Raw genomic sequence first — 22,004 nt, forward strand, 5'->3', positions numbered from 1 at the left:
GATCTTCGGATCGGCGGGGTTTTGAGTTTTTGGGCATATCAACAATCACAATGATTAGGTGACGAGCCCTGACGCTGCCGCGCGCTGAACCGCTGCAGTGAGGCCTGCGAACTGTTTGGCGGCGAGGCGACCAACTTGCCAATAGAGATCGACGTCGAGCGTTGCTCCGGGGATCAGTTCTACCAAGCGACCACTGGTCAGATGATCGTGCACCAACGCGGTGGGGTTAAGGCACCAGCCCATGTGGGCGAGCGAGGCTTCCACAAAACCATGGCTGGACGGGATGAAGTGCGTCGGCCCCGAGACCGTTGTGCCGAAATTAGTCACCAGCCAATCCCGTTGCAGCTGATCCTTCTGATTGAAGGTCACGACTGGGGCATGCGCGAGGGCTGCTGCAGTTGCGCCCTGTGAAAAATGACGCTGATAAAACTGCGGGCTCGCCGTGGCGTGGTAGCGGAGCTTGCCCAGCCTGATGACATCGCAACCGATGATCGGCTCCGCTTTTGATGTCACTGCGGCGAGCACGCGGCCTCGGCGCAGCCAATCATGCGTGAAATCCTGATCGTCTATGGTGATGTTCAGGACGTTGGAGCTGGTCGCCGAAAATGCGGCGGCAGCGGGGATGAACCAGGTCGCAAGGCTATCGGTATTCACGGCGATGTCCAGCGTGAGCTGCTTGGCTGTGTGCCCAAGTGAGGGCAGGTGGGTCAGGAGGTCGTTTTCGAGGGAGCCAACCAATTCCATATGGCGGCAGAGCCAAGCGCCCTTTTCAGTCGCAATGCAGGGTGTGCCGCGTTCGATGAGTACAGCGCCCAGACGCTCTTCGAGCTGGCGCACCCGTTGGGATACGGCTGACTGCGTGATGTTGAGCTTTTGCGCGGCGCGCTCGAAACTGCCAGTTTGCACCACCATGGCAACGGCGTGTGCTGCAGGATAGTCAATCATGGCATTAGCATTCCTAATGGCGATGCAATTTCTTTCACTGGCCTAATTGATTGGACGGTCGTTAGGCAAGGGCCAGGTGCTCACTGAAGGAATCGCAATGGACGTGTTCGGCATAGGCTTGGCGACTGGCCTCACTTTGATTTTGGCCATCGGCGCGCAGAACGCCTTCGTGTTGCGGCAAGGCTTGCGCGGGGAGCATGTGCTCGCGGTGGTGCTGACCTGTGCCATATCGGATGCACTGCTTATCGCGCTCGGGGTGACGAGCTTTGGTCATGTGGCCGCGATTTTGCCGTGGCTGGAGACCGGCATGCGCTTTGCGGGCGCGGCCTTTCTCATCTGGTACGGGCTGAAAAGCTTGCGGTCAGCGTTGCAATCGACTGGGGCACTGGTGGTGGACGAGCAAAAGCCAAGTGCTAGCCTAGGCGCGACGTTGCTGACCTGTTTGGCGCTCACCTGGCTCAACCCACATGTTTACCTTGATACGGTGGTGTTGCTTGGATCGATCTCGACCCAGTTCCCCGGCGCACAGGTGCTGTTTGCTGCAGGGGCCATCACCGGGTCTTTTGTGTTCTTCTTTGCCCTCGGATTTGGCGCAAGATTGCTGCGTCCTGCGTTCGCCAATCCTGCGTCATGGCGTTGGCTAGAGGGTGCTATTGCCGTGGTGATGTGGCTGATTGCGTTGAAACTTCTGTGGCCGGAAGCGCAGGACTGATCGGGGGCCAGTCAGGGATTTTCAATTTTGGCGTGCGGAAGCCCATGGCTGCCCACGCGGCTGCCAGGCGCGCATAGAATTTTGTGGTGTGCCACTTGCTGGCTGGAATCGAGAGATCGAACTTCGTCTGCGCCGGTGCATCGGCAATTTGCGTGCGCAGGTCAGGGCGTTGACGCTCGGCCATGGGCCACATGCTGGTGTAGATGCTCAGCCAGTGGCCACCCGTGAATTCGACGAAGACAGGCGAATTGCAGCAAGCCGTGAGAACGCGCCGTGTCGGGGCTGTTGCTGATAGGCGATAGGCGTGTAGGCCATCGAGTCCATGGGGGAAGCGCACGCGATCCTTGCGATAGAGCGTGTAGTTGGTGCCCCCATTATCTTCGGTTAGCGCGCGTGCTGGGCCAAAGTTCGCCAACTCCCGTGCAGCCTTTCGGCAGGAGGCGCAGTGGCACTGTGCGCTCAACAGCGGACTGCCAACAACTTCCATGTGAAATTGCCCGCATTGGCACACGAGTGTGGTCGTAACGTCCATTCCTACTCCAGAGGTGGGACTGATCTCAAAGTAGTCATAGTGTTTTTGTTATTCGCGCGAAAGTGGCCTGCGACAGGAGGCCAGCGCATCACTTAGGCGAAGTGCTAGTTCTTGATCTGTTATTGTTGTCATGCGGATGAAAACGCCGTCTTGGCCGACGAGCTCGTCGGTTTCAAAATATATGTCGGGCGAGATGTCGAGCAGGAGAACCTTTTGGTCTGCAGGGCATTTTAGCCACAGTAGGCCGGTTTCACGCAGCTCGGCGATGATCTGGTCGTGGTAAGCGATGCAGGGCCCCGCTATGCCCTCTTTGACCATAATCTCATCATTCAGAGCAGCTTGAGCTAGGGTGTAAACCCGAGCAAAGTCAGTGCGGGCGGCGATTGGCTCAGACATTTTCATAGCCTCGACATTAGAGAAGAGAAAAGCTTTTGCAGGTCACTGGCGCGGCGCAGATTGAACAGGTACAGCTTGCCACGCCCCTGAAACCCCCAGGACACGAAAAGGGCTCCCTATGAGCGACGAATCCACAATCATGTCCGGTGAAGACCTGGGCCGTGTCGACAGCACCTTCCGTGATGCGGAAGGACGGATCAGCCTTGCCTGGGTGGGCGAGGTTCGGGCGCTGCTCGAACGCGAGCAGCTTGAGGCGCTGGTCGCGCTCCTAGAGCCGCTGCACGCGGGGGACGTAGGCGACCTGCTCGAACAGCTGGAAGCTGAAGAGCGTATCCATCTGGTTCGACTTCTCGGTGATTTGTTCGACTTCTCGGCCCTGACCGAGGTCGACGAAAGCATCCGTGTCGAGATCATGGACGCGATTCCGAATACGGAAATCGCCCGCGCCGTGGCCGAGCTCGACCATGACGACGCGGTGTATCTGCTCGAAGATCTGGAGCAAAAAGACCAAGACGAAATTCTGCGGGCTATGCCCACGTTCGAACGGCTGGCGTTGAAGCGAAGCCTTGATTTTCCTGAAGATTCGGCCGGTCGCCGGATGCAGACGGAATTCATCGCCATTCCGCCATTTTGGACGGTGGGGCAGGCGATCGACTATCTGCGCGCCGAGCCCGAACTGCCTGAAGAGTTCTATCAGCTCTACGTGGTTGATGCGGGCTATAAGGTGCTTGGCGTTTTGCCGCTTGATCGGTTCTTGCGGACGCAGCGTGCGGCCAAGGTCGATACGATCATGAACACGCAGCTGACGCTCATAAAAGCGGAAGACGACCAAGAAGAAGCCGCGCGCATTTTCGAACGCTATGACTATGTCGAGGTTGGCGTGGTCGATAATGGCGACCGTCTTGTGGGCGTGTTGACCATCGACGATATCGTCGACGTTATTCAGGAAGAAGCCGAAGAAGACATTCGCCTGATGGCAGGCGTGGGCGACGAAGACGTTTCGGACACCACGGTCGACACGGTGAAGAGCCGTACGCCATGGCTGGTGGTGAATCTGTTCACAGCGCTGTTCGTGTCGCTCGTCATTGGGCTCTTCGACGCCACGATTGAGCAGATGGTAGCGCTCGCCGCGCTGATGCCGATAGTTGCTTCTATGGGCGGGAACGCCGGGGCGCAGACGATGACTGTTACGGTGCGTGCGCTGGCCATGCGCGAGCTGGATGGTGGGCGATTGCGTCGCCTTATTCGCCGCGAAATGGTGGTGGGCGTCGCCAATGGTGTGCTCTTCGCCATTCTGATAGGGCTTGTGACTTGGTTCCGCTATAGCAATCCAGAATTGGGTGTGGTGATCGCCTTGGCCATGGTGATCAACATGATCGTGGCGGGTACATTCGGCGTGCTCATTCCTTTAACGCTGGATCGCTTGAAAGCGGATCCGGCGATTGCATCGGCAGTATTTGTGACGACGATTACCGATGTGGTTGGCTTCTTTGCATTTTTGGGGATTGCCGGCCTGTGGTTCGGTCTATTCTAACAAATAGTCACGCGAACGCACCCGCGTGACTGTTGCAGAAAGGTCGCTTGCATCCCATCTCTATTGTCATTAGCGTTTCGTTTACCATCTGCCGCGCGGTGGCGGCTTGGTGTGGACGACTGACAAGGAGCGATCTCATGCGCAGTCAACCGAAGCCTAATCTATGGATGACCATGAGTTGGGCACTGGTGTGCCTTGTGTCCATGGCACTGGTTTTTTCGATTGTAGCTGGCGTTGCTTAAACGCCGGGACTAGTCTCTCCCAAGAGTTCAGGAAGGGCGCCTGGCCACCGGGCGCCCTGCTTTTTTGGTTGAGGAGACTGCGGTGAAGCTATTGATCGGGAATCGCAATTATTCGACGTGGTCTTTGCGTCCTTGGCTCGTACTCAAGCATTTTGACATCGCTTTCGAGGATGAAGTTCTACAACTTTCCGGCCCGAATTTCCGCGATGTCTTGGCCCAACATTCACCCACCGGGCGTGTGCCGCTGCTGATCGATGGGGAGCTGTTGATCCCAGAATCAATCGCCATCATCGAGTATCTCGCCGAGACATTTCCTGAGCATGCAATCTGGCCGCGTGATCGGGCGGAGCGCGCATTGGCCCGTGCCGCAGCAGCCGAAATGCATGGTGGGTTCTCGGCATTGCGCAATCACGCCCCGATGAACCTACGGGCTTCGCACCCGGGCAGGGTGGATGCGGATGTGGTGCGTACCGATTTGTCGCGCATCGAAGCGCTGTGGGGGAATTTGCTGCAGAAATCGGGCGGGCCCTATCTCTTTGGCGCGTTCTCGGCGGCTGATGCGATGTTTGCCCCTGTCGCGACGCGCATTCGCACCTATGAATTGCCAGTGTCGGATTTGGCTGGTCGCTATGTCGAGGCGATTTATGCGCTGCCCGCCTTTCAGACATGGCGCAATTTGGCGTTACAGGAACCCTGGATCGTTGACGATGATGAGATCGACGTTATTCAGGGGCGTGTCGCTCCGGGAAATTTGGCATGATTCATATGGTTAAACTCTGCGTTGGGATTTCCAGCGTGGAGGAACTCGAAAGCTACCGCCATGAGCGCGCTCATTGGTGGGGCGCCGATTATGGCGAGGACGTGCACGTTCACCGGACGCGTATGACGCCCAAGCGCGGCGACGAGATGGAAGGCAAGGCTTCGATCTATTGGGTCATCGCAGGCTCTATCGGTTGCCGTCAGAAGATCCTGCGGTTTGGCTCGCACACCAGCGAGGAGGGGATCAACTATTGCGATTTGATCCTTGATCCCGAAATTATCCGGACCGTGCCCTATCCCAAGCGTCCCTTCCAAGGCTGGCGCTATCTTCGTCCAGAGGACGCTCCGCCTGATCTGGGTGTTGGCGCCAATGACGATGGCGATAACTCAATGGAGATCGCTGCGGAATTGGCCCGGATGGGACTGATCTGACGGGGCGCTAAGCCCCACCCTCAATTTTTCCCCGCAAGGGGAAGGGGGCGCAGGGGTAATGGTTCTGCACCACAGGGTGAGCGCAGGCTTTCGCTTTGCGGGGCTGGTTGTGCTCGGTTTGTGGTGGGGAAGCGTATATAAAACAGGGGCCTAGTGGCCCCTGTTGAGAGTTTGAATCTATTCGGCTGCGCGGGTCGCGTATTGAGGTCGTCGTTCGATGACCTCCTTGAGGTACTTGCCCGTGTAGGATCGCTTATTCGCCGCAACGGTCTCCGGCGTGCCTGCGGCGACGACTTCACCACCACCATCGCCGCCCTCAGGGCCTAGATCGATCACCCAATCCGCAGTCTTGATGACTTCCAAATTGTGTTCAATGACGACAACGGTATTGCCGCCATCGACCAATTCCTGAAGCACTTCCAAGAGCTTGGCGACGTCGTGGAAATGAAGGCCCGTGGTCGGCTCGTCGAGCATGTAGAGCGTGCGGCCAGTGGCGCGTTTGGACAGTTCCTTCGACAGTTTCACGCGTTGCGCTTCGCCGCCCGAGAGGGTCGTTGCCGGTTGGCCAACTTTGACGTAGCCAAGGCCGACGCGTTGCAGGGTGGCGAACTTGTCGCGAATGACTGGAACGGCTGCGAAGAACTCGACGGCTTCCTCAATGGTCATGTCGAGAACGTCGGAGATCGACTTGCCCTTGAACTGGACCTCCAGCGTTTCGCGGTTGTAGCGCTTGCCCTTGCAAACGTCGCAGGTGACGTAGACGTCGGGCAGGAAGTGCATCTCGATCTTGAGAACGCCGTCGCCTTCGCATTTCTCGCAACGGCCGCCCTTAACGTTGAAGCTGAAGCGGCCCGGGCCGTAGCCACGTGCCTTGGCTTCGGGGAGGCCCGCGAACCACTCGCGCAGCGGCGTGAAAGCACCGGTGTAAGTGGCAGGGTTCGAGCGCGGCGTGCGGCCAATCGGGGATTGGTCGATATCGATAACCTTGTCGAGGTATTCGAGACCGGTGAGACTTTGGTGCGGGGCGGGGACCACGCGTGCACCATTCAGGCGACGCGCAATCGCACTGTACATGGTGTCGATCATCAGCGTCGACTTGCCGCCACCGGAAACCCCGGTGATGGCGACGAACATTCCCAAAGGAATGTCGACATCGACATTCTTGAGATTGTTGCCTGTGGCACCCCTAAGCGAGAGCGATTTGCCCGTTTTACCTTCGCGGCGTTCGGCAGGGATAGCGATCCCCATGCGGCCGGAGAGGTATTTGCCGGTCAGGGAATCCGGGTGGTCTAGAATGTCCTGCGGCGTGCCTTCGGCAACAATATTGCCGCCGTTGACGCCAGCGCCGGGACCAATGTCGAGAACATAATCGGCGGTGAGGATCGCGTCCTCGTCGTGTTCAACGACGATGACGGTATTGCCGAGATCGCGGAGGCGTTGCAGGGTTTCGAGAAGGCGGGCGTTGTCGCGCTGGTGCAAGCCGATCGACGGCTCGTCCAGAACATAGAGCACGCCGGTCAAGCCCGAGCCAATCTGGCTGGCAAGACGAATACGCTGGCTTTCGCCGCCCGACAGTGTTCCGGAATTGCGAGACATGGAGAGATAGTCGAGGCCCACGTCGATCAGGAAATTGATGCGCTCGCGGATTTCCTTGAGGATGCGCTCGCCAATCTGCTTTTGGGTCGGACTCAGCTTGTCGGTGAGCTCATTGAACCACTCAGCGGCATTGCGGATGGACTTTTCGGTCACTTGACCAATGTGCAGACCATCAATTTTGACTGCCAAGGATTCTGGCTTGAGGCGATAGCCGCCGCAGGACAGACACGGCTTCGCCGACATGTATTTTTCGATTTCCTCGCGCGTGCCGGCGCTTTCGGTTTCCTTGTAGCGACGCTGCAAATTGCCGATTACGCCCTCAAACGCTTTTGACGTTTTGTATTGGCGCAGGCCATCGTCATAGACGAAGTCGATAGCAGTGCGGCCGGTGCCGAAGAGAACGGCGTGCTGAACCTCAAACGGCAGGTCTTTCCACGGCGTGGTCATTGACGCGCCGTAGTGGGATGCAACGGCCGCGAGGGTTTGCTGGTAATAGGGGGCGCTGGTCTTGGCCCAGGGCAAAATGGCGCCGTCCTTAAGCGAAAGCTCGGTATCGGGGACGATCTGATCGCCATCGATGCCTTGCTCGGTGCCGATGCCGTCACAAACCGGGCAAGCGCCGAAGGGATTGTTGAAGGAGAACAGGCGCGGCTCGATCTCGGCGATGGTGAAGCCGGAAACAGGGCAGGCGAATTTCTCGGAGAAGGTCAGGCGACGCGGATTGCCCTTGTCGTCCTTCTCATCGGCGAACTCGGCAAAGGCAATGCCTTCTGCAAGACCAAGCGCTGTTTCAAAACTTTCGGCGAGGCGGCCGGAGATATCGGGAGAAACGACAAGGCGATCAATCACGACTTCAATGTCATGCTTGAACTTTTTGTCGAGGGCCGGAGCGTCTTCGATCTCGTGGTATTCGCCATCGATTTTGACGCGCTGGAAGCCACGGCGCATCAGCTCAGCGAGTTCCTTCTTGAACTCCCCCTTGCGGCCACGAGCGATCGGCGCGAGCAGATAAAGGCGTGTGCCTTCCGGGAGCTCAAGCAGGCGGTCCACCATCTGGGTGACGGTTTGGCTTTCAATCGGAAGACCGGTCGCAGGTGAATAGGGAATGCCAACGCGGGCGTAGAGCAGGCGCAGATAATCGTAGATTTCGGTGACCGTACCGACCGTCGAGCGCGGATTGCGCGAGGTGGTCTTTTGTTCGATCGAAATCGCTGGAGACAGGCCTTCGATGTGTTCCACATCGGGCTTCTGCATCATCTCGAGGAACTGGCGGGCGTAGGCAGAGAGGGACTCCACATAGCGGCGCTGGCCCTCAGCATAGATGGTATCGAAGGCGAGAGAGGATTTGCCCGAGCCGGAAAGGCCGGTCATCACAATGAGGCTGTCACGCGGGAGCTTGACGTCAATGCCCTTGAGATTGTGTTCGCGCGCCCCGCGGACGATGATTTCGCGGTTTTGGCTCGGCGGGTTCTTCATCTGGTCGTCCATGCTTCAAATGGCGCAGCGGCTGCTGCACCATGGGAGTTATACGGATTTGGCGAAAGCCATCACATAGGCTCGCGTCGGGTTGCGCGCAAGAAATGCTAACGCGATCGTCAACGCAAAGGTTTTCGAGTCCGGTTCAAATGTTTTGTGAACGTAAAGGGAACATTTTATTTGAGCAAGCCCCGAATACTGCGCGACTTCGGAAGTCTGCTTGCATCAAGCCTGCTGACAGACCGTGTCAGCAGGGGCTTGACCGGCGGGCCTTGGTGTGGAACATTTTGAGAACATTAGTCAGTTGTTAAGAACCTGAAATGCGCGCCTGTACCGGGAGGCGGACTGGTTTAAGGTGGCTGACTTAGGTGAGTGTCCCGCACCGGGGATGGCCTCACCTCCTTGGAGCGTCCCGTAACGGTGCAGACCGGGACTGAATTCGGAAGGATTTGCCATGGCTGGCAGTGTGAACAAGGTTATTCTCGTGGGCAATCTGGGCAATGAGCCCGAAGTCCGCAACCTGCCGAATGGCGGTAAAGTTGTGAACCTTTCTATCGCGACTTCTGAACGCTGGAAGGACCGCAACAGCGGTGAACAGCGCGAGAAGACTGAATGGCATCGCGTGGTGATCTTCTCGGAAGGTCTGGCGCGTGTTGCTGAGCAGTATTTGCGCAAGGGTTCGAAGGTTTACATCGAAGGTCAGTTGCAGACCCGCAAGTGGCAGGACCAGTCCGGTCAGGACAAGTATTCTACTGAGATCGTGCTGCAGAACTTCAACTCGTCCATGGTGCTGCTAGACGGCCGTGGCGAGGGTGAAGGCGGCGGTGGCGGCGGCGGTTTCCGTGGTCAGCAGGACGACGGTGGTTTCCGTGGCGTTAGCAACCAGGGCGGTGGCGGCGGCGGTGGCTACGGCAACCAGGGTGGCGCTTCGCGTCGTCCTTCGTCCAATGCGCCAGTGTTTGAGCCAGGCGGCATGGATGACGATATCCCGTTCTGATGTCGCTTTAGCAGGCATAGAATTTTTGAAGGGCTGCTCGCGAGAGCGGCCCTTTTGCTTTTGCGACTGGCCAGAAGATGAGATTTGGGTTGGTGCGAGGGGGGATGCGCGTTAGAGTTTTGCAATATTGATGCAAAGCATAGGTTTGGTAGAGCGCTTTACACTCGGCAAACGTGGGAATTTTCTTGGAGGAAGAAATGGTACAACGACGTTCAGTTTTGTTTGGCATGGCACTGCTGCCTTTGGGTGCGGCCACGAGTGGAGGGTTGGTTATGGCGCAGGAGGCAAGCGCAGACACAATTCCAACCAGCGGGGGCGATCTGCTCATTCACCCAGTAAACCACGCCAGCCTCGTGTTGGAGTGGGGTGGCAAAGCGATCTATGTCGACCCTGTTGGCGGGGCTGAGCTCTATGCGAACTTGCCGCCAGCCGATGCTATCGTGATCACACATGGTCACCAGGACCACTTCCATCTGCAAACGCTCATGGCCATCGCTGGGGATGCCAAGCTGATTACCAATCAGGAAGTGTTTGACCTTTTGCCTCCAGCACTGAAAGCCAATGCAACTGCTCTGGCCAATGGAGCAGAGGGTAGTCTGCTCGATATTCCAGTGCGTGCTATTGCGGCGCACAACATCACGGCAGACAGGATGAATTATCATCCCGTGGGCGTCGGCAATGGCTACGTACTGAGCTTTGGCGATGTGACTGTCTATGTGGCTGGCGATACAGAGCCAACCGACGACATGCTGGCGCTAACGGATATCACCGTGGCCTTCGTGCCAATGAACCTGCCGTATACGATGACGCCTGACCAAGCGCTTGACGCGATCAATACATTCAAGCCCAAGATTGTTTATCCCTATCATTTTGGGAAAAGTGACCTCAGCCCACTGGAAACGGGCTTGGATGAAGGGATCGAGCTGCGCATGCGCAACTGGTACGCTTGAATTAGCTGTCGCGGAACAGGCGCCACGTTCCGCGGCCGCTTTCCTTGGCCTGATAAAGGGCCAGATCGGCGCTGTGGTAGAGTGTGTCTGCCACATCGTCTGCCTGACGTACTGCGACGCCAATCGAAATCCCAATACGACACGATTTGTCGCCGAACATCATCGGGGCGGCGAAGGCCGCCAAAACGGTGTTTGGTAGAGTGTGATCAAAGGGCTCGGAAGCATCCGTCACGATAGCGAACTCGTCGCCACCCAAACGGGCCACGAGTGCGGAGGGAGGCACGACAGCTTTAAGGCGGCGTGCCGTCTCAATGAGGCAGGCGTCCCCTGCAAGATGGCCGAGTGTGTCGTTGATGGTCTTGAACTTGTCGAGGTCGACGAGCAGGAGGGCGCCGACGGCCTGAGGCTTTGATCGTCCGTGCAAGTCATCGAGGCAGGACTGGAAGCGGATGCGGTTGGCGATGCCGGTCAGTGGGTCAGTTTCAGCCAGTAGGCGGGTTTGTTCGACGAGTGCGTGTTCTGCCGTGATGTCCTGCTTGACGCCATAAATCTGCGTCGGGACGCCATTGATGTGATCAATGGCGGCGGTAATGCGCAGAATGCGCTTATTGCCCTTCGCGGTAATGATGTCAGCGTCCATAGAAAACCCCGTCAAGGTTTCGATGGCACGGGCCCGGCGTTGTTCAAGCTCGGCGGCTGACTCTGCGCTGTACAGGCGCAACACTTCATCGCGCGAAACGATCGTGCGACGCGGCAGTTCGAACAGGTCGTAGACACCATCGCTCCAGGACAGCGTTTCGTCAGGCAAAGTACAGCCCCAGACGCCTATTCGCGCGGTGGCTGCGGCGCGCTCGACGAGCTCGGCGTGATGATCTGCGGCTTTGCGATGTTGGCCAAGTGCGCTTTTGGCTAGAAGTGCCGTCGCCTTCGCCAAGGCCTGGTAGAGGTCTGCCGGGGAGCGCCGCTCATAGGTCCAGAACACGCACCAGTGGGGCTCAGTGGCATAGGCTGAGAGGAAAGGTACACCAATCAAGCTCATGCCGTTTGGCAAAGTGTGTACCGTGCCCTCATCGGAACGGATCGGCGAATAATCGATGTCGGATAGCGAAAGACCGATGTGAATTTGCCATGCGCCGTCGGCCGACTGTAAGCCCGCGCCTTCCCAGCCAATGGCCATGCGAACAGTGTCCAGCCATTCTTCGTCGGACTGCAAGCGATGCAGTGCCGAGATGAGCGGCTGGGACTGAGACACGATCATATTCCTTAAATTGACGGCGTGTTCATTGTGCGGCGCGTTAGCGCGATGGTTTAGTTTCGCGTCAGCGGAACTTCAGCGCGCAGGCTATCGCCGGACTCGATGTAAATGGCTTCAAAAACGATGCCGATGCTCTCGCCTGTGAGCTGGATCTGAGCCGAGATGTTGAGGTCTTTACCCTTCTCGTCCTGCTCGCGTTCGCGCAGGTTGAAGATCAGATTTCGACCGCGCTTCTGACCAATGGCCGTGGCGTGGAAGGTGGCGTTCGTGGTGAGGGCGGCTTCGTAGCGGCGCGTTTGCTCGTTGAATGCAACGGTGCCGGCGAGCGACATGGTGGTGCCTGCCAGAGTGCATCGGCCATTGTAGTTCACCTTGTCGCCATTCCCCTGGGACATGGTGAGGCGGCAGACCACACTTTCTGTGGTTGCGCCATAAAGCGTTCCACGACCGCGCCATTCCCCAATGTAGGACTTGATCAGGGCGACATCCGCTGGCGCCGCAATGACCGGCGAAAGGCTCGTCGGTGCGCCGACAAAAACTGCGGCCAGTGCAGCCAAGCGCACGAAAGTCTTAAAGAATGTCACGGCCGAAGCCCCCCGGTGTATGCGTTGCGTCTCTCTTTAGGACGCAAAAACTTTTACTTTGTCGGCGTCATGCCTACTGAGAATCGTCATGCGACTCTAGGCGGAGCTCAAACTGAGCGGCAAGCTCGCTCAGCATAATCCGCTATCACGGTTTCGGATTTGTTGCCGATTTTAGATCCGGCGCGTGGGCGTCCATGTTGCTCCCAGCTTCTTCACCGAGTTGAACACTGATTTTTCCCAAGGGCTGGAAGAACTTTCCGCCAGCAACCAGCAGGGCCGGGAGAATGAAAAGATCCCCTATGAGCGCAAAAGCGAGTGTGCCGACGAACAGAGTGCCGAACAGGGCAACCTGTGGCAGGTCCGAGAACACGACGATGAACACGCCCGCGCACAGGATGATGGTGGTGGCGATGATGGCGCCGCCAATGCGGTCGATGGTGTGCTTGACCGCTTCCTTATGCTCTAGGCCCTTGGCTCGGCGAGCGTGGAGATAGTGTGAGAGGAAGTGGACGGTGTCGTCGACGGCGATGCCGAAGGCGATGGTGAGGGCGATGACTGTGGTCAGTTGAAGGCCTGCACCGCTGAAATAGAGCCAGGCTTCGGTTGCTAAAATTGGGAAGAGATTGGGGATCGCCGAGGCCAGCGCGACGCGGAAGCTTTGGAAGGCAAAGCCAATGAGCGCCAGGTTGATAAGGACCGATAGGGTGAGATCAAGCTGGAGCCCGCGGACGATGTCATCGGTGGCCAGAGTGGCTAATACGCGGAAGCCGCCAACAGTGGCATCGTCAATACCGGCTGCACGAAGGTCTGCCTGCATGGCGTCGACCATGTCCTGCAAAGCGTCGGATTGAATGATCGTCGGGATAAAGCCCGTCACGAGCGCCTGCGAGCCTTCCTCATTGATGAAACGGCGCTGCATGAAGGGCCCGACGGATTCAAAGAGCTCGTCATGGGTTAGGCCCGCGGCAGCATATTCGGTGATGCTCGCGGCAGAGATGACCTTGTTTTCACCGACGTGTTTTTCGGTGATCGCGTGGACAGTCTGGATCTTCGTAAAGTCGCGGTCACTCAGGCCGTCGCCGGGATCGGCTAGGCCGATGCGGACATAGAGCGGGGCAACGCCACCAACACCTTCGTCGATGCTTTCGGCGGTAGCCAAGGCCATCGAGTCCTTGGCCATGAAATCTTCAAAGGAGAAGTGCGGCTTGATCAGCGCATAAGGAATGAGCAGCAGGAGGGTGACGACAATCGCTGCGACGGAAATTGGCCGACCGAACTTGTTGGCGAGTTTCCAGCTCAGGGGCAGGGGGGCGGTGAGCGCTCGAGAATAGCGCTTGGGCGGAGTAAAGCCGAGCTTGATCGCCAGTTTGAGCAGCAGCGGTAGGAAGGTCATCAGGCACACAAAGAGCAGGAATGTGCCCATGGCGCCGGCGATGGAGAATTCGCGAATGCCCTGACCCGGCGTGAGGGAGAGCGAGGCGAAGCTGACAAAGGTCGTGAGCATGGTCAGCGCCGCGGCCGGACCGACCAGTTTGACAGTGGCGTCTACGGCCTCGTTTGGCTCCATGCCGTCGCGCCAATAGCCAAGCCAGTTGAAGATGAAGAACATGGCTTCGGCAAAGGAGATCACCAGCACCAGTGTTGTCACGATGATGGTGAGGAAGGTGAAGGAGCCGAAGAAATAGAGCGCGGCGCCCATGGTCCATGAGACAGCGACGAATGGGGTGGCGGCGACGAGCAGTGCGCCCCAGAAACTACGCAGCGTGGCGAAGGCAATGATCGCGCCGAGGGCAAAGCCCCAGATGGTGAACTTGATCTGGTCCGACACAGAGGCATTGACCATCTCGCCGGTCCAAATCGGCGGGCCTGTAACCTCTGTCTGAATATCGGCGCTTTCGTAGAGCGCGAGGCTCTCGCGCAAAGAGGCAATCATGACGGGGGCGCCATGCTCTGACACCATATCCTTATCGGTGAAGACGATGAGGACCACGCCATCTAGGTCCGGCGTGATCAGATTGCGCATCATGGGATCGTATTGCTGCAGATCCATGAGCGTCATTGCCACTTCGTCGGGCGTCAGCATGTCCTCTGGCACAGCGGGAACGGAAGAGCCGTCCCAAGTCGGCGTGCGCATGGTGAAGGGGGACATGGTGCCGGTGACGAACTCGTTGAGTTCCAGCTCAAAGGCGAGGCTGCGGATTTCTTCCAAGACCTCGGGCTCGACCAGCCGCTCAGCTGTGACCATGACATAGATGTCATTTTCGAAGGTGCCGAAGGTGCGAGAGAGGTCTTCATAAGCGTCATAGTGCTCGCCAGAATGGGCGAAGACGCGGAGAAGATCGCCGTCGACATTGGCTTTGGGGAGCTGGCTGAAGGTGGCAATCGACAAAAGTACAACGAGGAGCGCCACGATTTTGGGGTGGCGTAGGGTCGTCAGCCCGATGTGTTCCAGCCCAAAGCCGATGGAGCGCTTGTGCGTGACGCGGTCGAGCGCGCGTTTGAATATGGACGGCTGAGACACTTGCGACCGACTCCCCGGTGTCGGAAATAGATTGCCGGATTTGTATGAAACCACCCTAGGCCCGTCTAGCGACAGAGCGCAGTTTCAAACTTCTGCTTCTCGTTCCAGAGCCTTGAAGCCGTGAAATCCTGTGAAAAGCCCCGTCCACAGGGTGGGGAGGTGCAAAATTGGTAATTTCCGGTGGAATCGCCTATCAATTAGGCCAACTGCATCAATGTAGAATCACACAGTGACAGACACGCCAGAAGATGGGGCCGGCGCTTCGCCAACCTCAGACATCGAACCGATCTACATCACCGACGAAATGCGCACGAGCTACCTCGATTACGCGATGAGCGTGATTGTGAGTCGTGCTCTGCCAGACGTCCGTGACGGCCTAAAACCTGTTCACCGTCGTATCCTGTTCTCGATGAGCGAGAACGGTTACGAGTACAACAAGCCGTTCCGTAAATCGGCGCGTGTGGTCGGTGACGTTATCGGTAAGTATCACCCTCACGGTGACTCCTCGATCTATATGGCCTTGGTCCGTATGGCTCAGGATTTCGCCATGGGCGAGATGCTGGCTCAGGGTCAAGGGAACTTCGGCTCTGTGGACGGCGATATGCCGGCCGCTATGCGTTACACCGAAGTGCGCATGCAGAAGATCACCAACTCCTTGCTCGACGACCTCGACAAGGACACGGTCGACTTCCGCGACAACTATGACGGCTCTGAACGTGAGCCGACTGTGTTGCCTGCACGCTTCCCGAACATGCTGGTCAACGGCGGGACGGGGATCGCGGTGGGCATGGCCACCAATATCCCGACTCACAATCTGAGCGAAACGATCAATGCCGCTTTGGCTGTGCTGGACAATCCAGACATCACCGTCGAAGAGCTGATCGAGCATCTGCCCGGTCCTGACTTCCCGACAGGCGGCATTATTCTGGGTCGTGCGGGCATCCGTCAGGCTTATGAGACCGGCCGTGGCTCGATCATGGTGCGTGGTCGCTCGACGGTGGAAGAGGTTCGCAAGGACCGTGAAGCTATCGTCATCACCGAAATTCCATATGCGGTGAACAAGGCGCATCTCGTTGAAAAGATTGCTGAACTCGTGCGCGAAAAGCGCGTCGAGGGTATTTCCGACCTGCGCGACGAATCCAGCCGCGAAGGCATGCGCATTGTAATCGAAGTGAAGCGCGATGCGCTTCCTGAGGTCGTGCTCAACCAGCTCTATCGCTACACCCAGCTGCAAAGCTCGTTTGGCTGCAACTTTGTTGCGCTGAACGGCGGTAAGCCAGAGCTGATGAATCTCAAGCAGATTTTGTCGGCTTTCGTGCAGTTCCGCGAAGAAGTCGTAACGCGTCGCGCACGCTTCCTACTGAACAAGGCGCGTGACCGCGCGCATATCTTGGTCGGCTTGGCCGTTGCGGTGGCGAATATTGACGAAGTCATTGCCCTGATCCGTACTGCGCCCGATCCGGCGACAGCGCGTGAGCAGTTGATGACTCGCCGCTGGCCCGCTGCTGATGTTGCGCCGCTGATCAGGCTGATTGACGATCCGCGTCACCGTATGAATGACGACGAGACATTCAACCTTTCGGAAGAACAGGCTCGCGCTATTCTCGAACTGCGTCTGGCTCGTTTGACCGCTCTGGGTCGTGACGAAATCGGCGAAGAACTGAATGGTCTTGGCACGGAAATCGAGGACTATCTCGACATTCTGCGCTCGATCACCCGTATCCGCGCGATCATTCGCGAAGAACTTGAAGCGATCCGCGAAGAGTTCGGCAAGCCGCGTCGCACTGAGATCACCGACCACGCTGCAGACTTCGATGACGAAGACCTGATGGCGCGCGAAGACATGGTCGTGACCGTGTCGCATGCGGGCTACATCAAGCGCGTTCCGCTCTCGACCTATCGTGCACAGAACCGTGGCGGCAAGGGCCGCTCCGGCATGGCGACGCGTGAGGAAGATTTCGTTTCGCGTCTGTTTGTTGCCAATACGCATACGCCGGTTCTGTTCTTCACCAACCGTGGTATCGCCTACAAGCTCAAGGTCTGGCGTCTACCGCTCGCTGCCGTCAACGGCAAGGGCAAGGCGCTGATCAACATCCTGCCACTTGAGCAGGGTGAACGCATCACCTCGATCATGCCTCTGCCAGAGGATGAAACCACCTGGAGCAACCTCGACATTATGTTCGCGACAACGCGCGGTACGGTTCGCCGTAACTCGCTGTCCGACTTTGTCGAAGTGCGTCAGAACGGCAAGATCGCGATGAAGCTCGATGAGGGCGATTCCATCGTCGGCGTCGATACCTGCACCGTGAACAACGACGTGCTGATGACGACGGCACTGGGTCAGGCGATCCGCTTCCGCGTTGATGACGTCCGTCTGTTCAAGGGCCGTGACTCCATGGGCGTGCGTGGTATCGCGCTTGCCGAAGGCGACACGGTCATCTCAATGACGATCATCAACCACTCGGACGCGAGTGCGGAAGAACGTGCTGCCTACCTCAAGATGAGCCGAGCCGTTCGTGGCGAAGGTGAAAGCGAAGAGGGCGGTTCGGACGAAGGTGAAGTCGCTGCTGGCGAGTTGAGCCAGGAACGCTACGCTGAGATGAGTGCTGTCGAGCAGTTCATCTTGACCATCTCCGAAAACGGCTATGGCAAGCGCACCTCGAGCCACGAATATCGTATCACCGGTCGCGGTGGTAAGGGCATCGTGGCCATGGCGGTGAACAAGCGTAACGGCAATCTCGTTGCGTCCTTCCCGGTCGAAGACGCTGACCAGATCATGCTGATCTCTGATGGCGGCCAGACCATTCGTCTGCCAGTGGGCGGTGATAAGCCAATCCGTATCGTGAGCCGTGGCTCGCAGGGCGTGATTGTGTTCAACACAGCTGACGGCGAGAAGGTCGTTTCGGTCGAGCACATCTCCGAGCCGGAAGATGATGAAGACGTGGTCGTAACTGCAGCTGACGGTGAGGCTCCGGCCGATCCGACTGCGCCAGAAGCGCCGCCGAGCGAACCTGATGCAGGCGAGACGCCTCCAGAGGGCGACCAAGAGTAAATAATTGAAAGGGCCGTTCCATTGGGACGGCCCTTTTGTTTGTGCTGAAATATGAGTTGAGAGAGCTATGCCTTCAACGCGAATTGAAACACGATTTGGCTGGTTGGGAGAGAGGCGCCGGGAGTTTCTGGAAGCCGTTCAGCGGGCGCTGATCACGGGCATTCTGATCCCCGAAAATGATCGCTGCGTCAGGCTTGTCGAGATTGATGATGAAGCCTTCATCACGGGCAAGGAGAAGGGCCCGGGTTATGTGGTGATTGAGGTTAGCCTCTTCACAGGGCGGAGCATCGAGGCCAAACATCGTCTTTATGCTGCGCTGGTGGCAGAGCTAGCGCCGTTCGGTGTTGCAGCCCATGACGTCAAGGTGATCTTGCACGAGGTTCCGCGGGAAAACTGGGGGCTGGGTGGGCTTCCGGCCAGCGAAATCGAACTTGGGTTCAAGGTTGACGTGTGAGGCTTTAGGCACGCCCTGATAGGGGTTTTGAGAACACGCTCTGGGGGATGACGGATGGTCTCCATATCTACGCTTCTGCCTTATCTGGTCGCTTGCTTTCTGTTGGCCATCGTTCCCGGCCCGACGGTGACGGTGATCATTGCCAATTCGCTAGCACGCGGCACTAAGGCCGGTCTGGCTATTGTCGCCGGTACGCAGGCCGGGTTTCTGGCAATGACATTTGTCGTCGCCCTCGGCATGGAGGCGCTCGTTGCGTTTATGGGCTGGGCCTTCGACATCATCAAGCTGATTGGCGCTGGCTACCTTGTCTATCTGGGCTGGAACATGTTCCGGTCCAAAGGTGAACTCGGGCGGGGCGCTGTGAAGACTGAACGCTCCAATTTCCGCATTGCAGTAGAAGGGTTTCTCGTCATTCTGAGCAATCCCAAGGTGCTGATTTTCCTTGGCGCTTTTCTGCCGCAGTTTGTTGACCTCAATCAGCCGGCGTTTCCGCAGGTTATGGCCTTGGGGATATTTTTCATGCTGGTCGCGGGGTCTACGGACGCGCTGTATGCATTAGTCGCCGGGCGAGCTCGCGAGTTGATCAGCGCGCAGCGCGTGCAGTTGGTATCGCGGGTTTCGGGGGTGATCCTGATGCTCGGAGCCGTGTGGCTGGCTTTCATGCAGAAGGCTTGAGGGGGCTGCAGATTTCCACGCTCACCATTTGTAGGTTGCAGGACGCACGGACACATTTGGATGTTGTTACTGACCGGCTGTGGCGCACTTGGTGGCAGCCATCTGGAGAGGCGTTAGAGAGCGTGCAATCGGAGCTCTCTGCGGTTTTGGACGCGAAGGAGTTTCCTTTTACGCTCGTCGCACTTCTCGAAGGTCAGTTCGCAGGGACTGTTACGGCAATCGACAGCGATATTTTCGTGCGCCCGGAACTATCCCCATGTCTGGCCGCATTATGGGTCGAGGACTGGGCGAGAGGTAAAGGCGTGGCCCGAGCGCTGGTTGCTGAGGTTACCATGCGTCTGCGACGGCTCGGGCATTACAGAGTATATCTCTCCGCGACACCGCCGTTGCAGGCTTTTTATAAGAGACTTGGCTGGAAGATTATTGAGCAAAACGTTGGACCCGAGCTTTTGATCATCTTTTCCAGAGACTTGCCTCGGTCCAGTTCACATGACAAAACGAGCTAACGCACAGGGAGGTTTTTGTGGCTAATCTTGTTGGGTTCTATCCTGGCTCGTTCGATCCGCTGACCAATGGTCATCTCGATGTTATTGAGCGGGCCTGCAAGCTCGTGGATGTGCTTGTTGTCGGTGTTGGCGTGAGTGCCACGAAAAAGAACCCTCTGTTCACACACGAAGATCGTACCGAAATTCTGCGACAGGTGCTCGGCCCGATCGGCGTGCGTACCCAGACCGAATTCAAATTCGTCGATTTCTCGGGGCTCATGGTCAATGTGGCGCGCGAACATGGCGCCAAGCTGATCATTCGCGGGCTGCGTGATACGACCGACTATAATTATGAAATGCAGATGGTGGGTATGAATGCGCAAATGGCGCCGGACCTACAAACTGTGTTTCTGCCATCAAGCCCGCCTGTTCGGCACATCTCGGCCACATTAGTGCGTCAGATCGCTGAAATGGGCGGCGATATTTCCGCTTTTGTACCTTCAATCGTTCTCAAGGCTCTTCAAAAGAAATGACCATGATTACTCGCCGTACTTTCGCTGCGCTTGCGCTGAGTGTTTCGCTGGTTGCGGCTCCCGCATTCGCCCAAGAAGGTAAGCCGCACCTCATCCTGACGCTGGAAGACGGCGTGGTCGATATTGAACTGCTGCCTGAGTTGGCACCAAAGCATGTCGAGCGCATCGTCGAGCTGACCAAGCGTGGTGACTATGACGGTGTTGTTTTCCACCGTGTGATTGATGGCTTTATGGCCCAGACCGGCGACGTGCAGTTCGGCAAGACTGAGGGCGCTGAGTTTAACCTCGGCCGTGCGGGCATGGGCGGTTCGGACCTGCCAGACGTAGAAGCTGAATTCAACAAGGAAAGCTTCCAGCGCGGTATCGTCGGCGCAGCGCGCTCGTCTGACCCGAATTCGTTTAACTCGCAGTTCTTTATCACCTACGCTGACGCGAGCTTCCTCGACAACCAGTACACTGTTTTCGGTAAGGTTGCGTCGGGCATGGAACTTGTCGACGCGCTCGAAAAGGGCAACCAGTCGAACAATGGTTCGGTCGCTAACCCCGACAAGATCATCGACGCTGAAATCGAATATAAGTAACAGCTCAGTCAAAGCCCCCGGAGTGTCTGGGGGCTTTGTCATGATTGTGGGAAGTGCCGAAGCGCTTGCGCTTGCTGCCCATACCGCCTAAACCCGCCCAACAAATTTTAAATCAAGAGGCAGTCACATGGCCTACGCCGATCCGGAAAACACCCTCGTCATCGAAACCACCAAGGGCAAAGTGGTTATTGCCATGAAGCCAGAAGTGGCTCCTGGCCACGTTGCGCACATCAAGACGCTTGCTCGTGAAGGCGCGTATGATGGCGTAGTGTTCCACCGTGTGATCGAAGGCTTCATGGCGCAGACCGGCGACGTGAAGTTCGGCAACACCAATCTGCCAGAATTCAACCCAGCTCGCGCTGGTACCGGTGGTTCGAAGTACCCGAACATCAAGGCTGAATTCAACGCTGAGCCACACGTTCGTGGCACTGCGTCGATGGCGCGCGCTCAGGACCCGAACTCGGCTAATTCGCAGTTCTTCATCTGCTTCGGCGATGCTCGCTTCCTCGACAAGCAGTACACCGTTTGGGGCAATGTGATCGAAGGCATGGAATTCGTCGATCAGATCAAGCGCGGCGAGCCAGTGATCAACCCGGATCACATGATCTCGGTCAAGGTCGCTGCTGACATCACCGAATAATCGTTTTCAGACTGGCGGCCTTCGGGTCGCCAGTTTGTTTTTGGCGACACAGTTCAAACCGTGTTGACCGACTCTGGAATGGAAGAGCGTAATTGCCGATGGGTTGATGGTTCATCCCCGTCGGGTCTTCTAGGGTCGTTGCTTTGAAAATGGATGCAATTCTTTGGGCGCTCGTGGGCGTCGTCGCTGGCGCGTGTATCGCTGTTCAAGCGCCAATCAATGCCAATCTGGGTAAAGCCCTCGAAGTTCCAATCGCGGCGGCGGCTGTGTCGTTTCTGGCGGGCGGGATTGTGCTCTGGGCGCTGGCGTTTTTGTTCAGCAATGTCACTGCCACCCCAATCAATTTTGCAGCACCGGCCTGGTGGACGCTGATTGCCGGCGGGCTGCTGGGCGCAGTCTATGTGTTTTCCAATATCACTTTGACGCCGATGATTGGGGCAGGTGCAGTGATGGCGCTGGCCGTGACCGGACAGCTTATGGCTGGGCTGTGGCTCGATAAAATCGGGTTTATGGGCATGGCTGTGCGCGAACTCAGTGTCGGGCGCATCACTGGTGCGGCGCTTTTGATCATTGGCGCGGTGATGATCCGGGTGCTTTAGACAGTGTTTGCGAGAGCCGTGTTTGTGTTGCGGCGTGAACATGGTAACGAGCCG

Annotated in this window: 21 protein-coding genes; 14 read left to right on the forward strand and 7 right to left on the reverse strand. The window is 57.5% G+C overall.

All coding sequences use genetic code 11. The features are described 5' to 3' along the window. Positions 1–54 precede the first annotated feature (54 nt). On the reverse strand, positions 55–945 hold the full coding sequence (locus tag JHC09_RS14125) for a LysR family transcriptional regulator ArgP (protein WP_199532455.1): 891 nt from the start codon (positions 943–945) through the stop codon (positions 55–57). A 97-nt stretch (positions 946–1,042) separates the two neighbouring features. Between JHC09_RS14125 and JHC09_RS14130 the strand changes: the two genes are divergently transcribed. Next, positions 1,043–1,657: a LysE/ArgO family amino acid transporter gene (locus tag JHC09_RS14130; RefSeq protein WP_182395996.1), complete on the forward strand. Its 615-nt coding sequence runs from the start codon at positions 1,043–1,045 to the stop codon at positions 1,655–1,657. Here the strand turns inward: JHC09_RS14130 and JHC09_RS14135 are convergent. Further along, a complete protein-coding gene (locus JHC09_RS14135) occupies positions 1,596–2,189 on the reverse strand; it encodes a hypothetical protein (RefSeq protein WP_199532456.1) in 594 nt (197 codons plus the stop codon). The two genes, JHC09_RS14130 and JHC09_RS14135, sit on opposite strands and share 62 nt — an antisense overlap. A gap of 48 nt (positions 2,190–2,237) precedes the next feature. Then, positions 2,238–2,585, reverse strand: a complete 348-nt coding sequence (locus tag JHC09_RS14140; RefSeq protein ID WP_199532458.1) for a hypothetical protein — start codon at positions 2,583–2,585, stop codon at positions 2,238–2,240. Positions 2,586–2,703: 118 nt separating this feature from the next. On the opposite strand from JHC09_RS14140, the gene mgtE reads away from it, so the two are divergent. From mgtE to JHC09_RS14155, 3 genes are all read left to right on the forward strand, one after another. Next, entirely contained in the window at positions 2,704–4,119 is a 1,416-nt protein-coding gene (gene mgtE / locus JHC09_RS14145; RefSeq protein WP_248305943.1) for a magnesium transporter, read from the forward strand. A 324-nt stretch (positions 4,120–4,443) separates the two neighbouring features. Further along, a complete protein-coding gene (locus JHC09_RS14150) occupies positions 4,444–5,121 on the forward strand; it encodes a glutathione S-transferase family protein (protein WP_199532460.1) in 678 nt (225 codons plus the stop codon). Further along, entirely contained in the window at positions 5,118–5,552 is a 435-nt protein-coding gene (locus JHC09_RS14155; RefSeq protein WP_199532462.1) for a DUF1489 domain-containing protein, read from the forward strand. The genes JHC09_RS14150 and JHC09_RS14155 overlap by 4 nt, the downstream gene beginning before the upstream one ends. A gap of 177 nt (positions 5,553–5,729) precedes the next feature. On the opposite strand, the gene uvrA is transcribed toward JHC09_RS14155, so the two are convergent. Continuing rightward, positions 5,730–8,624, reverse strand: coding sequence for an excinuclease ABC subunit UvrA (gene uvrA, locus JHC09_RS14160; RefSeq protein ID WP_199532468.1), 2,895 nt, complete (start codon positions 8,622–8,624; stop codon positions 5,730–5,732). A gap of 454 nt (positions 8,625–9,078) precedes the next feature. Between uvrA and ssb the strand changes: the two genes are divergently transcribed. Both ssb and JHC09_RS14170 read left to right on the forward strand, forming a co-directional pair. Continuing rightward, entirely contained in the window at positions 9,079–9,621 is a 543-nt protein-coding gene (ssb, locus tag JHC09_RS14165; RefSeq protein ID WP_182393905.1) for a single-stranded DNA-binding protein, read from the forward strand. 197 nt (positions 9,622–9,818) lie between these two features. Beyond that, entirely contained in the window at positions 9,819–10,571 is a 753-nt protein-coding gene (locus JHC09_RS14170; RefSeq protein WP_199532469.1) for an MBL fold metallo-hydrolase, read from the forward strand. Between the two features lies 1 nt (position 10,572). Here the strand turns inward: JHC09_RS14170 and JHC09_RS17205 are convergent, their stop codons facing one another. The 3 genes from JHC09_RS17205 to JHC09_RS14185 form a co-directional block, all read right to left on the reverse strand. Beyond that, on the reverse strand, positions 10,573–11,823 hold the full coding sequence (locus JHC09_RS17205) for a GGDEF domain-containing protein (protein ID WP_349236553.1): 1,251 nt from the start codon (positions 11,821–11,823) through the stop codon (positions 10,573–10,575). Positions 11,824–11,879: 56 nt separating this feature from the next. Continuing rightward, a complete protein-coding gene (locus JHC09_RS14180; protein WP_169194849.1) occupies positions 11,880–12,410 on the reverse strand; it encodes a hypothetical protein in 531 nt (176 codons plus the stop codon). A gap of 145 nt (positions 12,411–12,555) precedes the next feature. Beyond that, the gene (locus JHC09_RS14185) at positions 12,556–14,931 is read right to left on the reverse strand and encodes an efflux RND transporter permease subunit (RefSeq protein WP_199532471.1); all 2,376 of its coding nucleotides are present in this window, start codon (positions 14,929–14,931) and stop codon (positions 12,556–12,558) included. A 229-nt stretch (positions 14,932–15,160) separates the two neighbouring features. On the opposite strand from JHC09_RS14185, the gene gyrA reads away from it, so the two are divergent. The 8 genes from gyrA to JHC09_RS14225 all read left to right on the forward strand — a co-directional run bounded on the left by gyrA (position 15,161) and on the right by JHC09_RS14225 (position 21,950). Next, positions 15,161–17,983, forward strand: a complete 2,823-nt coding sequence (gene gyrA, locus JHC09_RS14190; protein ID WP_349236554.1) for a DNA gyrase subunit A — start codon at positions 15,161–15,163, stop codon at positions 17,981–17,983. A gap of 67 nt (positions 17,984–18,050) precedes the next feature. Next, entirely contained in the window at positions 18,051–18,437 is a 387-nt protein-coding gene (locus tag JHC09_RS14195; protein WP_199532472.1) for a tautomerase family protein, read from the forward strand. Positions 18,438–18,491: 54 nt separating this feature from the next. Next, the gene (locus JHC09_RS14200) at positions 18,492–19,112 is read left to right on the forward strand and encodes a LysE family translocator (RefSeq protein WP_199532473.1); all 621 of its coding nucleotides are present in this window, start codon (positions 18,492–18,494) and stop codon (positions 19,110–19,112) included. Then, complete coding sequence (locus JHC09_RS14205) at positions 19,085–19,618, forward strand: GNAT family N-acetyltransferase (protein ID WP_210338167.1); 534 nt, start codon at positions 19,085–19,087, stop codon at positions 19,616–19,618. Before JHC09_RS14200 ends, JHC09_RS14205 begins: the two co-directional genes overlap by 28 nt. 17 nt (positions 19,619–19,635) lie before the next feature. Next, entirely contained in the window at positions 19,636–20,130 is a 495-nt protein-coding gene (gene coaD, locus JHC09_RS14210) for a pantetheine-phosphate adenylyltransferase (protein WP_199532476.1), read from the forward strand. 2 nt (positions 20,131–20,132) lie between these two features. Further along, the gene (locus tag JHC09_RS14215; RefSeq protein ID WP_169194844.1) at positions 20,133–20,711 is read left to right on the forward strand and encodes a peptidylprolyl isomerase; all 579 of its coding nucleotides are present in this window, start codon (positions 20,133–20,135) and stop codon (positions 20,709–20,711) included. A 127-nt stretch (positions 20,712–20,838) separates the two neighbouring features. Beyond that, on the forward strand, positions 20,839–21,351 hold the full coding sequence (locus JHC09_RS14220; RefSeq protein WP_199532478.1) for a peptidylprolyl isomerase: 513 nt from the start codon (positions 20,839–20,841) through the stop codon (positions 21,349–21,351). 149 nt (positions 21,352–21,500) lie between these two features. Continuing rightward, positions 21,501–21,950, forward strand: coding sequence for a DMT family transporter (locus JHC09_RS14225; protein ID WP_210257045.1), 450 nt, complete (start codon positions 21,501–21,503; stop codon positions 21,948–21,950). Positions 21,951–22,004 lie beyond the last annotated feature (54 nt).

The organism is Devosia sp. MC532, assembly GCF_016461625.1.
Lineage (GTDB): Bacteria > Pseudomonadota > Alphaproteobacteria > Rhizobiales > Devosiaceae > Devosia.